The organism is Paraburkholderia sp. EG304 (assembly GCF_046543485.1).
Taxonomy (GTDB): Bacteria; Pseudomonadota; Gammaproteobacteria; order Burkholderiales; family Burkholderiaceae; genus Paraburkholderia; species Paraburkholderia youngii.
The window spans coordinates 1-971 of sequence record NZ_JBKGUA010000244.1; the positions used below are offsets into that span (position 1 = coordinate 1).

A 971-nucleotide genomic window follows, 5' to 3' on the forward strand; every position below is an offset into this window, starting at 1 on the left:
GGGGGGTGTCCCAATCAACTTGCTGGTTTGATGCCAACAAAGCCGGCGGGCTCGTCACCCCCCGCCAAGGTCAGCCGAAACATCGGTTGAGGTCAAAGGGTTTGCCCTCCCGCATCATGTAATAAGCGGCACGCGCGAGCTTGTGTGCGAGCGCCTTCATGGCCACGACGGGCAGGCGCTTTGACTTTTTGCGATCATAGAAACGTCTGGCCTGTGGACAGCAGCGCAGCGCTCCAGCTGCGGCTTCGACGAATGCCCAGGCAAGGTAACGGTTACCGTTGCGTGCATTGCCTTCGCCCTTTTTCTGGTTCTGTCGCATTAGTGCGGGGACGCTAGAATGCGTGTCTGACGAACCTGTACTGACCCGATGATGAAGAAGGCACCGACACCACGAACGACCCTTACCCCAGGAATTGCGAAGGTTCTGAAGCGACTGCACTATCCGCTCGATGTCATGCTGATGTGCGTGCGCTGGTATGTGGCCTATGGGCTGAGCCTGCGAAATCTGGAAGAATGAAATGAACGCGTCCCACCCCGTGACCGAGTGAGCAAAGCAAGGTGGATCCTCACGGGGCCAACGGCATCGACGTGCCCACGTGGAAAATAGGAAGTTTTCCGAGGCGACCGGAGGATCCAGTGATGAATCGTACAGCAGTTGGTGTGGACATCGCGAAAAACGTGTTCCAGTTGGATTACATCGATCAGGACACCGGCGAGATCGTGAACAAGCCGATCAAGCGGGCAAAGTTCCTCGAACACTTCGCGAACCGTGCGCCGTGCCTGATCGGGATGGAAGCGTGCGGTGGTGCGCACCACTGGGCCCGGCAACTAACGAAGATGGGCCACGAGGTGAAGCTGATGCCGGGGGAGTTTGTGAAGGCGTTCAACATCCGCAATAAGAACGATGCGGCGGACGCCCGGGCGATCTGGCTAGCAGTACAGCAGCCAGGCAAGCCGGTAGCGGTAAAAAC

The 971-nt window shown here is 58.1% G+C and carries 2 protein-coding genes and 1 pseudogene; 2 read left to right on the plus strand and 1 reads right to left on the minus strand.

The window, feature by feature from the left end; all coding sequences use genetic code 11:
- Positions 1 to 70 precede the first annotated feature (70 nt).
- On the minus strand, positions 71 to 319 hold the full coding sequence (locus tag ACLFKU_RS43635; protein WP_018437036.1) for a hypothetical protein: 249 nt from the start codon (positions 317 to 319) through the stop codon (positions 71 to 73).
- Positions 320 to 367: 48 nt separating this feature from the next.
- On the opposite strand from ACLFKU_RS43635, the pseudogene ACLFKU_RS43640 reads away from it, so the two are divergent.
- Positions 368 to 514: pseudogene (locus ACLFKU_RS43640) on the plus strand (IS6 family transposase); the annotation flags it as partial.
- A gap of 125 nt (positions 515 to 639) precedes the next feature.
- Positions 640 to 971 (plus strand): IS110 family transposase (locus ACLFKU_RS43645; protein ID WP_410853378.1); only part of this gene is annotated, 332 nt, incomplete at its 3' end.

Excerpts from the sequence above, each read along its gene's own strand:
- ACLFKU_RS43635 (WP_018437036.1), bottom strand. The coding sequence starts at position 319 with ATGCGACAGAACCAGAAAAAGGGCGAAGGCAATGCACGCAACGGTAAC.